This is a genomic window from Pseudomonas sp. FSL R10-1350 (assembly GCF_009600525.1).
Taxonomy (GTDB): domain Bacteria; phylum Pseudomonadota; class Gammaproteobacteria; order Pseudomonadales; family Pseudomonadaceae; genus Aquipseudomonas; species Aquipseudomonas helleri.
This window is the reverse complement of the sequence record NZ_WIVR01000033.1, coordinates 1-18,124: the sequence shown is the minus strand read 5'-3', so window position 1 is coordinate 18,124 and position 18,124 is coordinate 1. Positions and strand designations below refer to the sequence as shown.

The window sequence follows — 18,124 nt, the reverse complement described above, 5'->3', positions numbered from 1 at the left end:
GGTTGAATGAAGTTTTAAATACGCCTGAGAAGGGCAAACAGGTCCTGTCGGCTTTCGATTTTGATGGCACGTTGACCTATCACGACAGCTTTGTGCCCTTTTTGCGCTTCGCGTTTGGCAACCGCTTGTTCGCGATGCGGCTCTTGCGAATGATCCCGGCGACAACCGCTTATTTGCTGGGCCGGATCAGCCGAAATGATTTGAAAGAAAAACTCATCACGGTCTATCTCACCGGAGCCAAGGAAGCATGGGTGGCCGAGCGTGCCGAAGCATTTTGTGACGCTTCCTGGCAGCAACTGATGCGACCTTTGGGCTTAGTATCGGTCGCCTCCGAGCTTGAACAGAAGGCCATCGTGACCATCTGTTCGGCCTCGCCAGAGCTGGTGCTCAAGCCCTTTGCCAAAAAGCTCGGTATCGCGCTCATTGGCACCCGGCTGCAATCGGTTGATGGCGTGCTGACCGGAGAGATCGACGGCACCAACTGCCGATGCGAGCAAAAAGTCATTCGGCTGGAGGCCCGGTACGGGCCTTTGGATCAATACACATTACGTGCCTGGGGAGACACCCGGGGCGACGAGCAAATGCTGGGGGCAGCCCAAGAGCCACATTGGCGCGAGTTTCATGCGCTGTGGCGTCGCAAGCGGCCATTGGATGTGTGTCTGCGAGAGGAGCTCTGAGCAGAACAGACCAAGACTCAGCAGTGACTGTCGGCCCCCGTCCCTGAGTTCAGACAAGGAAAGGAAACGCTACATGGCTATTTCGTTGTCAAAGAACCAAGCGATATCCCTGGAAATGGAGGCCGGGGCGGGGCTAAAAAAAGTATCTACTGGGTCAAACCTGACCTGCAACGCGCCCCTGGTGGTGTGTTTATGACCCTTCTGGCGCCGGGCGCCAACACGGGCGTTAATACGCAAACCTTGAACGTGACCGTCAGCTACAGCCCTGTGCCGTGCGCGGAGCTGGACGTTTCGGCATTCCTGCTCACTGCGTCGGGCAAGGTGCGTGGCGACAACGACATGTGCTTCTTCGGCCAGAAAGCGGTCAACAATGGCGCGGTCAAACTGCTTGAGTCCGGCCCCGGTCGGGCAGTGTTCAGCCTCGACTTGCAGGCAATTGATCCCGCAGTCGACAAAGTCGCATTGACCGCCACCGTTTATGAAAACAAGGCTAAATTCTCGGCATTTCCCCATCTGACCGTGGCGGTAAGCGGCGGCATAGAGGCGCCGATTCCGACGCAGGGCATGGCGGAAACCGCATTGATTTTGGGTGAGTTCTATCGTCGCCAGGGCGCGTGGAAATTCCGCTGTGTCGCTCAGGGCTTTGCTGGCGGCCTGGCCCCCTTGGCGGAACACTTCGGTATGGAAATTGACGCCCCGGTCACGCCATCCCCTGCGCCTGTGGTGCCGGCTCCGGCAACCCGAGTCAACCTGTCAAAGGTCACCCTCGACAAGCAGCGCCCCTCCATCAGCCTCGTTAAAAATGACGGGGATTTCGGCGAGATCAAAATAAACCTCAACTGGAACCGGGCTCCGCAAAACAGCGGCGGCGGTGGCTTTTTTGCAGCGTTGCTCGGCAAATCAGGCGGTATCGATCTGGATGTGGGTTGCCTGTACGAGCTGCAAAACGGCCGCAAAGGCGCCGTCCAGGCCCTGGGTAATGCGTTTGGCGAATTTGCCGATGAGCCGTTTATTCAACTGATGGGCGATGACCGTACCGGAGCCGCCAGCGATGGCGAGTGGCTGCGCATCAATGGCAAACAGTGGCACGCAGTACGACGGGTGCTGGTCTACGCGTTCATCTACAAAGGCGCGCCGAACTGGCAGGCCACTGACGGCGTCATCACTTTGCACATGCCGGGCGAACCGCCCGTCGAAGTGCGCTTGAGCGAAGAGGGCGGTACCAAAGGCATGTGCGCTGTCGTCTTGCTTGAAAACATTGGCGGCAGCGTCAAGGTCAATCGCAAGGTTGAGTTCTACAATGGCCACTCAGACATGGACACGGCCTTTGGCTGGGGCATGCGCTGGGCTGCCGGGTCTAAATGACCGCGATATAACGACCGCCGAAGCTGGCGATTTTGATTTTTGAGGACACCATGGAAAACACGGCAATTGGCTTTCCGCCAACGACCATCGCTGTATTTGTAGCACTTGCGGTCATTGCCCTGGCAATCGATCTGTTTACCCACAAAAGCGATAAACCCGTCACGCTGACCAACGCGGCCTGCTGGTCGATTTTTTGGGTGCTGATCTCTCTCGCCTTTGCGGGCTACCTGTATTACGCCCATGGTCCGAGCGTGGCCAGCCTGTTTGTCACCGGTTACGCCCTGGAAAAAGTCCTCAGCGTCGACAACCTGTTTGTGTTCATGGCGATCTTTGCCTGGTTCAAGATCCCCGATGTGCTGCGTCACCGTGTTCTGTACTGGGGCATCATCGGCGCCATCGTGTTCCGCTTGATTTTCGTGGCGATCGGTACAGGGCTTCTGGCTTTTGGCCCATGGGTGGAAGTGCTGTTTGCGGTGATTGTGGCCTGGACTGCGGTCATGATGCTGCGCGGCAATGAAGACGACGAAGACGAAGACTATTCCAAACACGTCGCCTACCGGTTTGCGAAAAAACTGTTCCCGGTGTGGCCAAAGCTGCACGGTCACCAGTTTTTTGTGTCGCGCACGGTGCTGGAGCAGGAGATCACCAAGCCCGAAAACAAGGGCATGACCCTGGCCAGCAAAGGCGCCTTGTTCGCCACGCCGCTGTTTTTGTGTGTGGTGGTGGTTGAAGTCTCGGACATCCTGTTCGCCTTCGACTCCGTGCCAGCCGTCATCGCCGTCAGCCGTGAACCCCTGATCGTTTACTCCGCCATGATGTTTGCGATTTTGGGCTTGCGGACCATGTACTTCGTACTTGAAGCCCTCAAGCGTTATCTGGTGCACCTGGAAAAATCGGTTATCGCGTTGTTGTTCTTTATCGCCGCCAAGCTGGCGTTGAATGCAACCAACCACCTGTTTGGCCATGGCATCAGCATTGAGCCAAACACCAGCTTGCTGGTGGTGTTGGTGGTCTTGGCCATCGGCATTGCGGCCAGCGTTGTTTTCCCCGGCAAAGAAGAAAAATCGGACGTTAAAAACGGCTGACAGCTTTGCCTTGTTCAACGGCCAGGAGGCGCAGCACACGATGCAGTCGAGGGGGGATGGCTTGGTCTTTCAAGCCGTTCCCATTCAGTTCTTTAAATAAGGATTCACGCACATGGCAGTAAGTCTGAGTAAAGGCGGCAATGTATCCCTGAGTAAAGAAGCACCGGGTCTCACCGAGGTCGTGGTGGGGTTGGGCTGGGATCCACGGGTAACCGACGGCCAGGAGTTCGATCTGGACGCCTCGGTGTTTATTGTTGGCGAGAGCGGCAAAGTGCTGAACGACGGCAGTTTTGTGTTCTACAACAACAAAACCTCACCGGACGGCAACGTTGTGCACCAGGGCGACAACCGCTCGGGCGCAGGCGATGGCGATGATGAGCAAGTGCACGTCAAACTGTCCGGCTTTGCCCCAGACACCAAAAAACTGGTGTTTGCCGTCACCATTCACGAAGCGGCCGGGCGCAAGCAGAGTTTTGGCCAAGTCGCCAATGCGTACATTCGCGTAGTGAACAAGGCGAATGACAAAGAGCTGGCGCGCTATGACCTGAGCGAAGACGCCTCAACCGAAACCGCCATGATCTTTGGCGAGCTGTACATCAATAATGGCGAGTGGAAGTTCAAAGCCATCGGCCAGGGTTTTGCTGGCGGCCTGGGCCCGTTGGCCGCGTCTCACGGCGTAAACCTGGGCTAATCCCTTGCGTTAAAAAAGACCCTCCCCGATGCCGGGCAGGGTCTTTTTTTTTGTGTTAAATCCCGCAGCCATCCAAAATTTCGCCCTCTGTAGGAGCGAGCTTGCCTCGCGATCTCTTGATTGTTGAGCGTGAGAACATGCTCCTTTCATCGCTGTAGCCGGTCACAAAACTGCACTTAACAACTGCGCAAAAAATTGCGCACTTAAACGCTGTTTTTACACCGAATACTTTGCTGTAGGCCTGATCAACAAAGGGCTCCAGCGAACTGCGCAACTTTTTGCGCAGCAGTGCGCAACACCTTGCGCACTTTTCCCTGATATTTCGCCTAAATCCCCTGTCGATAAACACACGTTCGTCTACAGGCGTTGATCTATAAGGGCTGAACGTTAACTGGCACAACTATTGAACTCTCCTATGGCCGCGCAACGTTTTTGTTTGCCGGGTTATCACATTTTTTGTGCAAGGAGAGCTTCATGGCTACGCCAGCGTATATGTCCATCACCGGTGCAAAACAGGGCCTGATCACATCCGGCGCGTTCACGGCCGATTCAGTGGGTAACACCTATCAGGAAGGGCACGAAGACCAGGTCATGGTTCAAGGTTTCAGCCACGAGGTGATCATCCCGCGTGATCCGCAATCGGGTCAGGCCACCGGTCAGCGTGTTCACAAGCCACTGTGCATCACCAAGGTTTTTGACAAGTCTTCGCCGTTGCTGCTGCAAGCATTGACCTCCGGCGAGCGCATGACTGAAATCGTTATTCAATGGTTTCGGACATCGGCTTCCGGGACGCAAGAGCACTACTACACCACCAAAATTGAAGACGCGATCATCGTCGACATCAAAGACTACATGCACAACTGCCAGGACCCGGCTAACAGCCATTTCACCCACCTGGAAGACGTGCAGTTCACTTACCGCAAAATCACCTGGACTCACGAAATCAGCGGTACTTCTGGCTCTGATGACTGGCGCACCCCGGTCTGAGGTTAAACCCAAGTACCCATAAACTTCATCAGCCCGCCTCGGCGGGCTGATGTCGTTCGCAGGAGGCATTCAATGGATACGCGTGATCTTTCGTTGTCGGCAGGTCTACCTGCCGACCTTGAGTGGCAAGGACGCTGCGGTTTATTACTGGACGCGGTCAGCCTGATCAAACGCTCCCAACAACTGGTGCAGTGGAGCAACCCCTGGGTATTTGAGCCGCTGTACACCGCTTCGACGATGCCGGGTCTTGAAGAGCTGTCACCGCGTGTGCTGAAAGTCGAGACACCGGCTCAGCCCGTACTCCAACACTTTTTAGCCAAAGCCGAAGAAGAGTGGGGCTACCTGCTGTTTTGTGACGGTGAATGGCCGTCCATGATTGCCCATCTGCGCTGGCTGACCGTGGTCCGCATGCCCCACGAACAGCGTGTGTTTCTGCGTCTGGCAGACCCTTCGGTCATGCATGCGTTATTTGCGCTGGCGGTCGAAGCGGGGGATCCCACCCTGTTTGGCCCTTGCCAGCAGATTCTGATCGCCGACGCAGCGCAGGGTGTCTGGCACCTCCATCAGCGCCCCGGCCCTGCGCCCATCCCGCAACAAGGCACGCCTTACTTACTCTCGGAGCAAGAGGCGAGTGCGCTGGATGTCGTCAGTTTTCGCAATGTGGTGCTGCGGCTCGACCGGCATCTACGTCATTACTTTCCTGCGTACCAGGTCCACCTCTCGCCAAGCGAGCGCTGGGCGCATGTTCACGCGTTGGCGAGCATGGCCTATGAGCGCGGCTTTAACAGTGAACTCGACATCACCCTTTACGCCAATGTGCACGGCTACCTCGGCGAACACGCCCTGCGGGACCATCCCGATTTACACCTTCAACTGACCACCGTCTCGGCGCTTACACCTGCGCAACGCATCGAGAAAGTGGCCGAAATCGCCCGCTGCCGAGCACTGCACCTGAGAGAGCCCGCCTGATGTCGACCGCCTTCTGGCCCAAAAACCCCAATAACGTCAACCTCTCCCGCGATGATGCGCGAAACAGAATGGGCACGTGCCCGCTGATGAAAACCACCGTGCAGTTGATCCCGCTGCGCTACGCCATCGTCGACAACCCGGCACTCGATCCCGCGAGCGAGGTTGCCATGCCCTACAGCCTCGACGCCCGGCCGCTGGGCATCCGGCTGTTGCGCGATGGCTGGTTGTACGTGATTGAGGGCAGCAGCGGCACCTTGTCCGAGTACCGTATTGAAGACGGTCTGGTCAGCGCCATGCTGTGGCAAGGTCAGGCGGTGTTCGACGACGACCGTGAAGCACCGATCCACGAACCGAGGCTGATTTACGCCAAAACCAGCACGCTGTACGTCACGTATTCCGAAGTCCCGTGGACCGCGAAAAAGTGCCAGCAAGTACTCAATGCGCCATCCGAGCGTAATCACTTTATGCAAGCGGTCGACTTGAACAAGGCCAAGTGCGACACCGGCGGGCCCCATCTGCTGACCCCGGACATGACTGAACATTGGCTGGCCGAAGTCGCGACCGAACGAATCGAGGCAGAGCAACAGAACCCTGGCAGCACCCTGGCCGAGCACACCAACACCACCCAACAACGGCTGGACGCGGAACTGCCCGAGCATGAGCGTTTGCCTTATCTGTGGGAAACGCCCGCGCGCTTCGCTCAAACCTCCATGAACCGCCTCACCGGCTGCATTCATCCACAGTACCGGCACGACACGCTGTATCTGGTGCTGGAAGACACCTTGGGGGTGATGCGCGACCTGGCCAATTATCAGGACCACGTGGTTGGCTGGATCGACGACTGGAGCAATGGTGGGGCGAAGCAGGGCAACAACGAACGCGACTATGTACTGGCGTGCTACATCGAATCCCTCAGTCAACTCAATGCGCTGGATGTCAAAACGCTGATCGGTGAGAGCACGGACCCGGCGCACAAAGCACTGCTGGATGATTTGCAGGGCATGGCTGAGCCGCAGCGAGGGGTGACCGATGGCGCGATTATTGAGTACCTCGAAAGAGGCGGCTTGATGACGCCGCACGCGGGCAGCCCGGTGCCGGCGGAGTTGGAGGTGTTGCGTCAACGGGCGCAGATGCTGGCCAATGAGGACCGCTTAAAAGGCACTGCCATGGGCTCAAATGCTCGAAGCGCTGCAGAAGACGTCGACCGTCGTTTCTACACCCGCGAACATTTTCAGGTCGCCCCCGTGGCTTTTGTCGACACGCATTTCGAAACCTTAATGGCTTTGGGCAAGCACCGATTCAATCAAGTTGATGACCTGCTGTACGGCGCAAAATTTGGCCAACGCGGCGTCAATGACCTGATCGACCGCGAAGCAATGGACCGAGAATTACTCGCCCATCGAGCCGGGCTGACGCGCTGGAACCACCTGCTCGATGCCATCACTGCCGACCGGGTCAAACTGATGTGTTCGGGCGCGTTTCATAAAGCGGGCTGGTACTTCGACCCGATGGACATCGGCCACGCCGGGCATGCGTTTGCCACTGAATATGCCTGCCTCAAAGACATTTGCCGCAGCGACGACGCTTGTGAACAACTGCTGGCGTACAGCGAGCGAAAGCCGCAATTCAGCCGCCCGCTGTACTACACCTTGCCCTACAGCGACCAAACCTCGTTGTGGGTGCACTACGCGTTTTTGCTGGCTGCGGGCATGGTCCTGTTCAACAACAGTCCTGAACTCCTGGCCCGCCTGCGCAGCATTGAACATAACCGTTTACCGGCACTGGACGACCTTCCCGACAGCACCCGCTCAGTGGCCAATGCCGCCCTCAACACCCTGACCCCGGCGCTTAATCGCGGGCTGGAAAACGTGCTGGTCAACTTTGACGAGTTCTTCAAAAGCAACGCCATGCCCGACGTTGAAGAACTGCTGCGCAGACTGCCCATCGCCCTCAAATCGCGGATAGTGCAGGCGGCCAAAACCGAGGGCGTGACGTTTCACTTTGCGACCCCACAAGAACAGGCCGCGTTACGCGAAACGCTGGGTGAGACCTTCAAACTGCGCCAGGAAATAGCCCTGCTTAAACAGAAACGGGCCAGGTCCAATCGTCAACACGGGCACAAATCGCAGACCTCCCGGGAACTGCTGGAGAAAATCCAGTACGACAGCCAACGGCTGGATCTGGAGCAAAGACGGCTGGCAGCCAGCCTGAGCCCCATCCCGGAGTTGCCGGATGAACATGCGCGGATTTTCGGTTCGACACAGGGCAAAGCAGGGCTGACGGTTATCTTCCCGAATGAAGGCAAACGGCAAGTGGCCGGGTTGATGGATAACTTTCGTAAAGGTGTCCATCGCGCGCCGGTGATGAACGTGCTGGGGGATGGCGCGGCGTTGTTGCTGTTTGTGGCACAGGCGGTGAATTTGGTGCAGGTGTTTAGAGAGACACTGGCTGTTTCGAGTGATAAGAGGCAATGGTTACCTCTAATAAGTGCGTTCGCTGCCACTGGTGCTGCCGGGTTTGCGGCGGCTCAGGGCGTATTTGACACGGCGCTAAGCGCTCAGGTTAAAAAGCTAGGAGATGGTTTGGCTCTAACTTCGCTCAGTCGGCTGCAAGTCACGATGGGCAAGTTGCATGTTGGATTGGGAGTTTTTAGTTATTTAGCTGGTTTTATTGCTGCTGTTATCAGCCTTAAGAACTACCACAGTAATTGGTTACAAGCAGTCCGTAGCGGGAATCGAGGCGCTCAAACCGGAGCTTTGATAACGATGGTTGCTGCAGGTGGTCTGGCGGCCAGCAATGCTTATGGGGTTGTTAATACAGTACGGGCAGGATTAGATGTATTGAATACTGCTAAAGGGGCGGCCCGTGAGACGGCGTGGAAGGTTGCTGGAACTCGTCTAAGCAGTGTCTTTTTTCGCTTTAACTGGGCCGGTGCATTCTTTACGTTATTGGAATTGGCAGGTACTTGGTTTTACAACCGCTACAACACCAGCGGCCACGATCGTTGGCTGCAAAGCACCCCATGGGGGCTTGAGGCAGATAAACGTGAAAATTTAAGCCTTCAAGAGTTTCAGCATTACTTGACGCCTGCAGCAGCAGGCGCCCTTTGTAGAGATCAAGCGATCAGATGACGAACCGTTCTGGCAGAGTATGCTGCCCAGCGCAAAGCCGGGTGAGATATTCGTGATTCTTCCTGGGATGACTGTCTCTGACTATCAACCCACGCTAGAAGGTCAGGCCAATCATGGCCTTAGAGTTGGTGCGCTGCGAATAACTACGTTCCTGCAAGGTGATCGAGGCAAACCCATTGAGCAGCGTGAGGTTGTAACCGAACAGGTAGAGGCGGGCTTGTATCGTGAGGAGAGCAGGCTGGAAAAGGAGCAGAGTGGTCCTGCACCTTTGTTGCTAAAGCTCACTTATCCACGTAATCCGCAGCGAGTACTGGGTAAATTATCCGAAGAGTTATTGATAGAACTTGAACTCCAGTCGCTGCGTGAGAAGGGAAATTTAGCTTCGCGTACGTACCGTATTCGTTTTAATCCTCATGAAAGCGGACGATTTCTCTCTGCGAAGCAGCACTTCGAGTCAAGTTCGGGAATACCTTTAGTGGTGATTGATGTCGATGCCTTGGATTTATTTTCATGAGCAAAGCCAAAGTTGTATTACCAAAATCATCCATCAATGGGACCCAAAAGGTAGCAGGTGACCTAGAGCAGTTTTCTGGTGGTCAGCAGACCTATTTAGCTCCATTACCCCTACCTACCGCAGCGGAGCCTTATTGCCCCTATATCGGTGATTACAACGATATCTATTTAGATTTCGGAGGCGGAGAACCGAATGTTTATTCATATCAAATATGGCTGGGTGGGCCATTCAGTTCATCATGCTTAATGGGATTCGGGTTCCCTTTATTTTGCTGGGTCATGGTTTTGGCGCTGGGTGGAAGCTCAGCCGAGAGTTGGGAGTTTGCAGTAGATTCTTTTTATGCTGTCTGGGGCTACGCTTTATTTATGTGGTTCGCTGGATCAGCTATGTGTTTTTACGTCTGGCTCCAAGCCCACAAACTCTTCACCAAAGTCATCCCCACCCGCTTCAACCGTCAACGCCGTGAAGTCTGTTTTATGCCCGAAGGCGCCACACAACCCTTGTTCGTCCCTTGGGAATCCTTGTCTGCCTGGGTGGTTCAAGGCCAAAGCGCGACGCAATACGGCGTGACCCGCCACTACGGGATGGGCATGGGCTTTGTGCATGAAGGCGAGTTGGTCAGTGTCGAATTCCAGTGCGGCGCTCTGCAACTGGCGATTGCCAATTGGGAGGCCGTGCGCGGCTACATGGAGTACGAACTCAACGACCTGCTCGCCATCCAGGACCCGCTGGAACTTCAGGCTCCCGGCGACCCGCCCCATGAAGGCCTGCACACATTTCGCAATGCCCGCGCCAGTTTGCATCGGCGTATACGGGAGAAAGAAGTGGGTTGGATCTACGGCTTTTTTTGGTACGTCTACCACGTCATGACGTTATGGACCCTGCCCAACCACTTGGTGGAATGGGAGATAAAACGCATCGCCAAGGTCGGCCGCAAAGCGCTGCCCGAGGCGATGCGTGAATGGTCCGAGCCGCTGCCGCCCGAGCAATGGGCCAAGCCCAGCGCCGAGTTGCTTCGTTTGAGCGCCAAGGTCAAAGCGCTGGTCAAACGATCACCCCGGCGAGCGATAACGGAGATTTTCGCCGAGGTGAACAGGCCTTAAAACGTGTACTGGTACTGCGCCGTGACGCCTTGTTCGTGTGAGCGTTTACCGCGTTGATCATTCAGGTTCAGGCTTAACGTGCTGCCCCGCGAAAGGCGTGCTACCGCACCGAGGTCCAGTTGCACGGTGCTGCTGAGTGGGGCGCCGGCAATGCGCTGGCTGCTGGCGCCCTGCCAGGCAACCTGGGTGGTGGGTTGCAGGTCGCCGCTGGCGTGTGTATAGGCCAGGCCTGCGTTGAAGCTCAACCACGATGGGCCGATCTGACGCTGGCTCAGGTCAACCGTGAAACGCACGCCCGTGGTGCTCAAATTAACCGCGCTGCTGGTTTTACTGCCCTGCAAGGCGCTCTGGCCGCCACGCTCTCTAAACCCTTCGTTGCTCACTCGTACATGGGCCAGTTGCACATAGGGTTGCAGCGCCCAGGCGTCGTAGTTCAAGCGGTAATTGCCTTCGATAAAAAGCTGTCGGGTGTGGCTGAGGTAATTGGCTGAGAGGCCTTCATCGATGTCTGCAAAACTGACCCGGCGCTTGCTCTGTATCGTATTGCGCGCATAGGCCAGGCCGCCGTAAAGCCCAAACGCGTTCCAGGTGTGTCCCGCATGCAGGCCGAACTGGACAGTGTCGAGCGAGGCTTTGCCCGCGCTCCCGGTGTTGACACGGCCTTGGCTGTTGGCGAACAGCAGCCCCGCGCGCGTGCCCTGTTCGAACCCATGGTCGGCACCGATCATGACCCCGGTGTTGCTGTGGCTGACTTTCGCGGCGTTGCCATCACCGTCGAGTCGACCGTTTTGATTTAACGCCTGTACCCACAGGCCAGAAGGCGACAGGCCCGATGCGCGGGTGAGGGCGGCATCCCGTATAACGTGGCTATTTTCCAGCACCACCGACTGGGTGCTGGCATACAGTTCGCCGCTGAGCTGGTCCAGCGCCCGTTGCGCCGGCTCCGGGAACAGTGAGGTCAGGCGCTGTGCCAAAGGTGCAGACATGGGCAGTGCATCGGCAGCCTTGGCCATGGCGCGCTGGTTGGCGCTATTGGCTGCCGACACCAACGGCAGGCCACGGCTGACATCAACCGATAACTGCTCGGCCTCGTGGATTTGGGTGAACCCGAGAAACGGTGAAAACGCCTGATGATCCAGCGCGTCGTATCGGCCATTAATCCCCGCGTCAGCCTGCAACACACGGTAGCGCTGACCCAGGGCGAACACATTCGGCGCAGGCGCCAAACGCAATGTACCGCCTTGCAAATGGGCCGTGCCCGTGACTTGTAGCGCAGGCAGGCCAGGGTTTAAGCCGGGACGGGCGATCAAGGTTGAGCCGGCCTGTTGCTGGTAATCGCCGTTTACCGTCAAGGCCCGGTGTTCGCTGCCCGGCATGAGCGTGCCCTGCACGTGGGTGTGGGATAGTTCGCCGTCACCACTGAGCAAACCGGCCGCACCGACCCAGGTCGTGGCGTCGGTCACCTGGCCGTTGATCTGCGCGATGCCGCCGTTAACGTTGAGCGCAGAACCATGCAAGGCGCCATTGAGCCGCAGCAATCCGCCTTCAACCGTGATGTCGCGGGTGAGGTGGTTGGTGCCGTCGAATTCCAGAATGCCCTGGTTGAGGGTCGCACCGGCAAAACGGTTATTGCCGCTCAGGCGCAGCCAGCCGACACTGTCTTTGTTCAGTCGCCCCGGGCCGCCGATATCATTGCGCCAATCGTCCCAGGCACCACCCTGCCAGACCACGGCGCCGCCTGCGCGACGGTCCATCTGTACGTGGGTATCGACCCGCAGTTGCCCCGGCCCGTCAATGGCCTTTTTCAGGTCGATCAGCCCCCAGCCATAGACCTCATCGACACCGGGCGCGCCGAGGTCGTGAGCGGTGGTCAGCAACACATCACGGATTTGCGGGTTGTCCAGGTACGGGAAGCGCTCCATCAATAACCCCAGCGCGCCCGTCACATGCGGGGCGGCCATGGAGGTACCCGACCAGGTTTCATAACCAAAAACCGGCCGGTCGCCTGTCACTTCAAAGCCATTGACCTCGCCGTCTTCGTCGTACCACTTGTTGGCGTCAATTTCGCCGCTGACTACCGACGAAGCAATAGCGGTCCCGGGGGCTGCTACGCACCAGTCCATGCTGTAGCCACAGCGAAATGAGCCGGGTGAAAGGGTCAGGTTTTTGTCCACATTGACCACGCTCAGCCAGTACGGCTCAAGGCCCGCAATGGCCAGCGGTAGCGTCGCGAGAACACCCGCCATGGGGGCTTGTTCAGGGGAGAGGTTTGGCGAGCTTGTATTACCGGCCGCCCAGACCTGGAGCAGGCCGAAATCCAGCGAGCCCTGAGCCACGGAGCGTCCGACTCCCTCACGGTGTTTTGCCAGCGCTGCCGTCAGTTGATCAAGGTCGGCGAAGCGGTCAGAGAGGTTCCAGCTGTGGTTGATCGCGCGTACGTTCTGCGCGTGCATTTGCTTATAGGTGGGCGTGGATGTGTCGAAATGGCCCGGTTCAATGCTCTGGGTTTTTTTGTACACGGGAGGAAGAAAGTTATAGGTGTTGCTGAAAATCCGCACCGTGTTCAGCGCGGCACCATAGGCCACGCCGTGTGTGCCCACGCCATCGCGATTAGCCAGCATTGTGCCCGCCACATGGGTGCCGTGCGCTTCATATTCGATGCCGGCCATGTCGAGGTAATCGTTCAAGTCATCGCTTGAAAGATCGCCAATGGAAACCAGGTAGTGCAGCGCCTCCAATACGTCTGGCGGTAGGTCGTTATAAACGACCTGGGCACGATCCCCGTTGCTGAAAAAGCAGCCATCAGCTAGCTCGGTGGTCAGCTTCTCACGGGTGCAACCGGGGTCTGTCAAACGGGTAGCACGATGGTCTTTGCCTGCGAACTCACCGTGGCGAAGGTCGACACCGGAGTCGAAAATACCCAGATTCACCCCGCGGCCACTTAACCCCCGCGCATAGGCGGCGTCTGCACCGATGGCTTGCAGGCCCCAATCCTGAGTGAATTCCTGGCTGTGCCAACTGGCGGCGTCGTGCAGGCGGCCTTGTTCGTGATAGGCAAGACCGTGTGCTGGCAGCGTCCATAAGCCCGCCAACAGGCCCAGGGTGAGGGTGTTCGCGGGCAATGAGCAGGCGCTCGGCAGTGCTCGCCGCCGAGATTGCGGTACGTTCGACATGGGGATCCTTTGCGTGATTGCTGACGCTGCTTAGCGTGGGCAATCTGCAACAGGATGCGTATCGGACGCGGCGGGGTTGGCCGGGAGAGAGGTCCGGGAGTGTCGTAGGGCAAACCGATTATTCAGGGCGCTTCTTACAGATTCTGCGCCAGCATGGCTAGCGCTGCCCCCAGCATCATCAACGCCGCGCCTCTAAACAGGTAGTGTTGAGCGCGCGGGCTGGCGAGCAAGTGGCGGATGCGCACCGCGCCCAGCACAAAGAGACCGCCGACGATAAACAGCACCGCGATGGTCAACGGCACCAGCACGACGCCCCACGTGTGCAGCGACACCGACTCCAGATTGATGACCAGCGGCAACAGCGCCAGGTAGAACGCGATGGTTTTCGGGTTGCCCAGCGTGATGGTCAGGCCGGACAGCCAGGCGCTGAACAGCTCGCGCTTGTTGATCGGCCGACCTAGCACCACCGGCTGCGGTTTCGCCCACCAGAACTGCCAGGCCAGATAGCCCAGGTAAACTGCCGCACACGCTCGCACCAAGACAAACAAAGCGTCGAAGTAGTGGGCGATCAGGCTCAGGCCAAACACCGCGAAGGACAAATACACCAGGTCGCCCAGGATCAATCCAGACAATAAACTGAAGCCGGGCAGGGCGCCGCCACTTACGCTGCGTGCAACCAGAGCGGCCATGCCGGGGCCCGGTATGGCCGCGGCGACGCCCAGTGCGGCGGTGTATGTCAGTGCTTGAGAGAGTTCGAGCATGATCCGGATTCATCCTTGGCTGAGGGTGTGTGTCAATAAGCATATCCCGCAGGCGCTGGATAAATTGGTCTGTTTCGGTTGCCGGTTGGCTGAATTGGGGTCAAATTTACCCCTGAAAATAATCCACGGGGTATTTATGACCGAACAGAGCTTGAGCGCCATTGACGCCAAAATTCTTGCCGCCTTGCAGCAGGATGGGCGCACCACCAATCAGACCCTGGCCGATGGTATCGGCATGTCGGCTTCGCCTTGCTGGCGGCGGGTACGACAACTGGAAGAGCACAAGGTCATCCAGGGCTATCGCGCGGTGCTGGACAGACGCAAGATCGGCCTCGGCGTGCTTGTGTTTGTGCGGGTCACCATTGACCGCCACAGCGAAGTCGAAGCGCGCAAGTTTGAGCAGGAGGTCATGGCCCTTGAAGACGTGGTGGCCTGCTACAGCATTGGCGGCGATGCGGATTTTCTGCTGCAAGTGGTCTCGCGGGACCTGGACACCTTTGCCGACTTTGCCATGTCGGTCATCCGGCGCCTGACCGGGATCAAAGAGATGCAAAGCATGTTTGTGCTCAAGGAAATCAAGCCGTTTATGGCGTATCCGGTCAAAGGCCCCAAGGGATGAGGCGTTGTGATCGTACAACATCGCGGCTTGTTTAATGGCATGCCCGGTTGGCACTCACGAGGCACGAATCTGCGCGGGACCGCAAAGCGCTATCATCGCTGTACGCACTTAAATCCGCAGATTTAGCCTTTCTGATATTTATTTCATCCAGCGTTTGACCGCTCTAATACGGCCCTTGGCCTATGGCTATTGAGCGGCCAAGGCGCCTCTGTGGGCGTGATTTCAATAAGAGGGATTGACGATAATGTTAATAGTTGTACGATGACGTACGACAAAGCTAAGTGCTGCCATCCTTATCCCCACAACACGTCCCAGGGTGTTCGAATAATGAATCCACAAGAACTGAAGTCCATCCTCTCGTCTGGCCTGCTGTCTTTTCCGCTCACCGATTTCAATGCTCAGGGTGATTTTCACCGTGAGGGCTACATCAAGCGCCTGGAATGGCTGGCCCCGTATGGCGCGTCTGCCTTGTTCGCGGCAGGCGGCACCGGTGAGTTTTTCTCTCTGGCGGCCAGCGAATACTCGCAAGTGATCAAAACTGCGGTCGATACCTGCGCCACCAGCGTGCCGATTCTGGCCGGTGTCGGCGGTTCTACCCGTCAGGCCATCGAATACGCGCAAGAAGCCGAGCGCCTGGGCGCCAAAGGGCTGCTGTTGTTGCCGCACTACCTGACCGAAGCCAGCCAGGACGGTGTTGCCGCCCACGTCGAGGCGGTGTGCAAGTCGGTGAACATCGGTGTGGTGGTCTACAACCGTAACGTCTGCCGTTTGACCGCACCGCTGCTGGAGCGTCTGGCAGAACGTTGCCCGAATCTGATCGGCTACAAGGACGGCCTGGGCGACATCGAACTGATGGTCTCGATCCGCCGTCGCCTTGGTGATCGCTTCAGCTACCTCGGCGGTTTGCCGACGGCAGAAGTCTACGCCGCGGCTTACAGAGCGCTGGGCGTGCCGGTTTACTCTTCGGCGGTGTTCAACTTCATCCCGAAAACCGCGATGGAGTTCTACCACGCCATTGCCCGCGAAGATCACGACACCGTGGGCAAACTCATCGACGACTTCTTTCTGCCGTACCTGGACATCCGCAACCGCAAAGCGGGCTACGCCGTGAGCATCGTCAAGGCCGGGGCGACCATTTCTGGCCACAGCGCAGGCCCGGTGCGCGCTCCGCTGACTGATTTGTTGCCGGAAGAATACGAAGCGCTGGCCGCCTTGATCGACAAGCAAGGCCCGCAATAAACAATGCCCAAGGCCGCTGAGCAATCAGCGGCCTTTTGCGTAAAACCAAGGAGCGGGCTTATGACGTTGATTGAACATGCCGACTCGCCGCGCACCATCCGCCTGCATGCGCGGGATAACGTGGCCGTGGTGGTGAATGACCAGGGTGTGCCTGCCGGTACCGAGCTGGCGGATGGCCTGGTGACTCTGGACTTTGTGCCGCAAAGCCATAAGGTCACGCTGGTCGATATACCCCAGGGCGGCGAAGTGATTCGCTATGGGCAAACCATTGGCTACGCCTTGCAGCCGATTGCGCGGGGGCGTTGGGTCAATGAAGACCAACTGCGCATGCCCACCGCGCCACCGCTAGACAGCCTGCCGCTGGCCACCGAGGTACCGGCCGCACAGGCGCCCCTTGAAGGGTTTACGTTCGAGGGTTATCGCAACGCCGACGGCACCGTGGGCACGCGCAATATTTTGGGCATCACCACCACCGTGCAGTGCGTGACCGGGGTGCTGAACCATGCGGTCAAGCGCATCCGTGACGAACTGCTGCCGCATTACCCGAACGTCGATGACGTGGTGGCGCTAACCCACAGCTACGGTTGCGGCGTGGCGATCAGTGCCACCGACGCTTACATCCCGATTCGTACCGTGCGCAATCTGGCGCGCAACCCCAACCTGGGCGGCGAAGCGCTGGTCATCAGTCTGGGCTGCGAAAAACTTCAGGCCGGGCAGGTGATGCACGACAACGACCCTTCGGTGGACCTCAGCGAGCCGTGGTTATACCGCTTGCAGGAGGCGAGCCACGGCTTTACCGAAATGATTGAACAGATCATGGCGTTGGCCGAAACCCGCTTGCAGAAGCTCGATCAGCGTCGCCGCGAAACAGTGCCGGCCAGCGAACTGATCCTCGGCATGCAATGCGGCGGCAGCGACGCGTTCTCCGGGATCACCGCCAACCCGGCATTGGGCTACGCGTCGGACCTGCTGTTGCGGGCCGGGGCGACGGTGATGTTTTCTGAAGTCACCGAAGTGCGCGATGCGATTTACCTGCTGACCTCGCGGGCGCAAAGCCAGGCGGTTGCCCAGGAACTGGTGCGTGAAATGGACTGGTACGACCGTTACCTGGCCAAAGGCGAGGCTGACCGCAGCGCCAACACCACGCCGGGCAACAAAAAAGGCGGGTTGTCGAATATTGTCGAAAAGTCGCTGGGTTCTATCGTCAAGTCCGGCAGCAGTGCGATCAACGGCGTGCTCGGCCCAGGCGAACGCTTTACCCACAAAGGGCTGATTTTTTGTGCCACCCCGGCCAGTGACTTTGTTTGCGGCACTTTGCAACTGGCGGCCGGAATGAACTTGCACGTGTTCACCACCGGGCGTGGTACCCCGTACGGTCTAGCCATGGCGCCCGTGGTGAAAGTATCGACCCGTACTGAACTGGCGCAGCGCTGGCCGGACCTGATCGACATCGACGCCGGGCGCATCGCCACCGGGCGGGCGAGCATCGAAGAGCTGGGCTGGGAGTTGTTCCACTATTACCTGGACGTGGCCAGCGGCAAAAAACACACCTGGGCCGAACAGCACAAACTGCACAACGACCTCACCCTGTTCAACCCGGCACCCATTACCTGAATCCAACGCATCACCCACTGTAGGAGGGGCCGCCCCGTCTTCGACGCCGCGCTGTCGCGCAGCAAACAGGCCGCCGAGTATCTTCAGCATCCCCCAATCGGTTCCCTCTCCTTCGGGAGTGTATGGACCGGGGACATAGCGAACACAATGTTCGGAGACATCGCGAACACTTTTAATAGGACACATTGACCCCTTA

Annotated in this window: 14 protein-coding genes; 12 read left to right on the top strand and 2 right to left on the bottom strand. The window is 57.9% G+C overall.

Going from position 1 to position 18,124, the window contains the following annotated elements; all coding sequences use genetic code 11:
* Positions 1-2: 2 nt before the first annotated feature.
* The 9 genes from GHO25_RS15435 to GHO25_RS15395 all read left to right on the top strand — a co-directional run bounded on the left by GHO25_RS15435 (position 3) and on the right by GHO25_RS15395 (position 10,522).
* Complete coding sequence (locus GHO25_RS15435) at positions 3-677, top strand: HAD family hydrolase (protein WP_048372951.1); 675 nt, start codon at positions 3-5, stop codon at positions 675-677.
* Between the two features lie 192 nt (positions 678-869).
* Positions 870-2,042, top strand: a complete 1,173-nt coding sequence (locus tag GHO25_RS15425; protein ID WP_153391159.1) for a TerD family protein — start codon at positions 870-872, stop codon at positions 2,040-2,042.
* Between the two features lie 50 nt (positions 2,043-2,092).
* The gene (locus GHO25_RS15420) at positions 2,093-3,127 is read left to right on the top strand and encodes a TerC/Alx family metal homeostasis membrane protein (RefSeq protein WP_048373027.1); all 1,035 of its coding nucleotides are present in this window, start codon (positions 2,093-2,095) and stop codon (positions 3,125-3,127) included.
* Between the two features lie 112 nt (positions 3,128-3,239).
* Complete coding sequence (locus tag GHO25_RS15415; RefSeq protein ID WP_153391158.1) at positions 3,240-3,818, top strand: TerD family protein; 579 nt, start codon at positions 3,240-3,242, stop codon at positions 3,816-3,818.
* 474 nt (positions 3,819-4,292) lie between these two features.
* Complete coding sequence (locus GHO25_RS15410; RefSeq protein ID WP_048372946.1) at positions 4,293-4,805, top strand: Hcp family type VI secretion system effector; 513 nt, start codon at positions 4,293-4,295, stop codon at positions 4,803-4,805.
* A 72-nt stretch (positions 4,806-4,877) separates the two neighbouring features.
* Positions 4,878-5,774, top strand: a complete 897-nt coding sequence (locus GHO25_RS15405; protein ID WP_153391157.1) for a DUF4123 domain-containing protein — start codon at positions 4,878-4,880, stop codon at positions 5,772-5,774.
* Complete coding sequence (locus GHO25_RS15400) at positions 5,774-8,905, top strand: toxin VasX (RefSeq protein ID WP_256677235.1); 3,132 nt, start codon at positions 5,774-5,776, stop codon at positions 8,903-8,905. The genes GHO25_RS15405 and GHO25_RS15400 overlap by 1 nt, the downstream gene beginning before the upstream one ends.
* A gap of 19 nt (positions 8,906-8,924) precedes the next feature.
* A complete protein-coding gene (locus GHO25_RS26580) occupies positions 8,925-9,419 on the top strand; it encodes a hypothetical protein (RefSeq protein WP_256677234.1) in 495 nt (164 codons plus the stop codon).
* Positions 9,420-9,805: 386 nt separating this feature from the next.
* Positions 9,806-10,522 carry a hypothetical protein gene (locus GHO25_RS15395; RefSeq protein ID WP_372240941.1) on the top strand — a complete coding sequence of 239 codons (717 nt, stop codon included), beginning with the start codon at positions 9,806-9,808 and terminating at the stop codon, positions 10,520-10,522.
* Here GHO25_RS15395 and GHO25_RS15390 read toward each other — a convergent pair.
* Positions 10,519-13,695, bottom strand: coding sequence for an autotransporter domain-containing protein (locus GHO25_RS15390; protein ID WP_153391156.1), 3,177 nt, complete (start codon positions 13,693-13,695; stop codon positions 10,519-10,521). The genes GHO25_RS15395 and GHO25_RS15390 overlap by 4 nt on opposite strands.
* A 134-nt stretch (positions 13,696-13,829) precedes the next feature.
* Positions 13,830-14,456 (bottom strand): LysE family translocator, encoded by a 627-nt coding sequence (locus GHO25_RS15385; RefSeq protein ID WP_048372939.1) that lies wholly within the window; start codon positions 14,454-14,456, stop codon positions 13,830-13,832.
* 136 nt (positions 14,457-14,592) lie between these two features.
* Here GHO25_RS15385 and GHO25_RS15380 point away from each other — a divergent pair, with 136 nt between their 5' ends.
* The 3 genes from GHO25_RS15380 (at position 14,593) to garD (ending at position 17,928) form a co-directional block, all read left to right on the top strand.
* A complete protein-coding gene (locus GHO25_RS15380) occupies positions 14,593-15,075 on the top strand; it encodes an Lrp/AsnC family transcriptional regulator (protein WP_048372938.1) in 483 nt (160 codons plus the stop codon).
* Between the two features lie 327 nt (positions 15,076-15,402).
* Complete coding sequence (gene kdgD / locus GHO25_RS15375) at positions 15,403-16,314, top strand: 5-dehydro-4-deoxyglucarate dehydratase (RefSeq protein ID WP_153391155.1); 912 nt, start codon at positions 15,403-15,405, stop codon at positions 16,312-16,314.
* A gap of 60 nt (positions 16,315-16,374) precedes the next feature.
* Positions 16,375-17,928 carry a galactarate dehydratase gene (gene garD / locus GHO25_RS15370; RefSeq protein ID WP_048372932.1) on the top strand — a complete coding sequence of 518 codons (1,554 nt, stop codon included), beginning with the start codon at positions 16,375-16,377 and terminating at the stop codon, positions 17,926-17,928.
* Positions 17,929-18,124 lie beyond the last annotated feature (196 nt).